This is a genomic window from Streptosporangium subroseum, from assembly GCF_900188345.1.
Taxonomy (GTDB): Bacteria; Actinomycetota; Actinomycetes; order Streptosporangiales; family Streptosporangiaceae; genus Streptosporangium; species Streptosporangium subroseum.
The window spans coordinates 1-2186 of the sequence record NZ_FZOD01000123.1; the positions used below are offsets into that span (position 1 = coordinate 1).

1 protein-coding gene is annotated in these 2186 nt (G+C 70.0%); it reads left to right on the forward strand.

All coding sequences use genetic code 11. The features are described 5' to 3' along the window. Positions 1-36: 36 nt before the first annotated feature. Positions 37-2186, forward strand: a 2150-nt coding sequence (locus CHC08_RS46910) for a type I polyketide synthase (protein WP_476718290.1), incomplete at its 3' end; no start/stop codon positions are given.

A 2186-nucleotide genomic window follows, 5' to 3' on the forward strand; every position in this document is an offset into this window, starting at 1 on the left:
GGGTTTTTGTATGACGCGGCGGAGTTTGATGCGGGGTTGTTTGGGATTTCGCCGCGTGAGGCGTTGGCGATGGATCCGCAGCAGCGGTTGCTGCTGGAGACCTCCTGGGAGGCGTTTGAGCGGGCCGGGATCGATCCGCTCTCGCTGCGGGGCGAGCAGGTCGGCGTGTTCGCCGGCACGAACAGCCTCGACTACGCCAGCCGGGCCGACGGACTGCCGGAGGGGCTGGAAGGGCATCTCCTGACCGGGACCGCCGCGAGCGTCGTCTCCGGGCGGCTCTCCTACACGTTCGGGCTCGAAGGCCCGGCGGTGACCATCGACACCGCGTGCTCGTCGTCGCTGGTCGCGCTGCACCTGGCGGTGCAGGCGCTGCGGTCGGGCGAGTGCTCGATGGCGCTGGCCGGCGGTGTGGCCGTGATGTCGGGGCCGGAGACCTTCGTCCAGTTCTCCCGGCAGCGGGGTCTCGCCCCCGATGGCCGGTGCAAGTCCTTTGCCGCCGACGCGGACGGCACGGGGTGGGCCGAGGGTGCGGGCATGCTGCTGGTCGAGCGGCTGTCCGATGCTCGACGGCTTGGCCATGAGGTTCTCGCGGTGGTGCGGGGTACGGCGGTGAATCAGGATGGTGCGTCGAATGGGTTGACGGCGCCGAATGGTCCGTCGCAGCAGCGGGTGATTCGGACCGCGCTGGCCAATGCGGGTCTGTCCCCGGCTGATGTGGATGCGGTCGAGGCGCACGGCACCGGGACGACGTTGGGTGATCCGATTGAGGCGCAGGCGTTGCTGGCGACCTACGGCCAGGATCGGGAAACGCCGCTGTGGCTGGGGTCGGTGAAGTCGAACATCGGTCACACGCAGGCCGCGGCGGGTGTCGCCGGGATCATCAAGATGGTTTTGGCCATGCGGCACGGTCTGCTGCCCGCCACGTTGCACGTGGACGAGCCGTCGCCGCACGTGGACTGGGCCTCCGGCGCGGTGTCGTTGCTCACGTCGGCGCAGCCGTGGGAGGCCGCTGACCGGCCGCGCCGGGCGGGCGTCTCGTCGTTCGGCATGAGCGGCACAAACGCGCACGTGATCCTGGAGGAGCCCCCGGCTGCGGCCGAGCCCGTGGCCGTCCCGGCACGGTTGCCGATGGTGCCGGTCGTGGTGTCCGGACACACCGCGGAGGCGCTGCGGGCTCAGGCCGAGCGCGTCCTGCGGGTCGTCGCCGACGGCGCGGACGGCGCCGACCTGACCGGGATAGGGGCCGCGTCGATCCGGCGGGCTGCTCTGGCGCATCGGGCGGTGGTGCTTGCGGGTGATGCCGAGGCGTTGACCGGTGGTCTTGCCGCGGTCGCGGCTGGGGCCGGTGCGGTGCGTGGAGTGGCCGGCACCGGTCGGGTGGCGTTCTTGTTCTCCGGTCAGGGGTCGCAGCGGGTTGGTATGGGCCGGGGGTTGTACGAGACCTTCCCGGTGTTCGCGGATGCGTTCGACCAGGTGGCGTTGCATGTGGATGCCCATCTGGATCGGCCGCTGGCAGTGGTGCTGGCCGATTCCGATGAGGAGTTGATTCATCAGACGGGGTATGCGCAGCCGGCGTTGTTCGCGGTTGAGGTGGCGTTGCATGCTCTGCTGCGGTCGTGGGGCATCGCTCCGGATGTGCTGGTGGGGCATTCGATCGGGGAGATCGCTGCGGCGCAGGTGGCGGGGGTGTTGTCGCTGGCGGATGCGGCCACGCTGGTCACGGCTCGGGGTCGGCTCATGCAGGCGTTGCCTACTGGCGGAGCGATGCTCGCGGTCGGGGCGGCCGAGGCGGATGTCCGGGCGCTGCTGGCCTCCGTGGTCGACGGCGAGGCGAGTGATGGTGCTCTGGCCTCTGTGGGTGGCGATGGGTCGAACGGCGGTGGCGAGTCGAGTGGTGGCGGCTTGGCCGTCGTAGGCGGCGGCGAGTCGAACGACGGCGGTTTGGTCGTTGATGTTGCGGCGGTGAATGGTCCGGCGTCGGTGGTGGTCTCTGGGGCTGAGGCGGACATCGACCGGGTTGCCGAACTGGCGGTGGAGCGGGGCTGGAAGGTCTCGCGGTTGCGGACGAGCCATGCGTTCCATTCGCGGTTGATGGAGCCGATGCTGGCGGAGTTCGCCGAGGTTGTTCGTGGGTTGAGCTTTGCTGAGCCGTCGATTCCGGTGGTGTCGACGGTGACCGGGCGGCC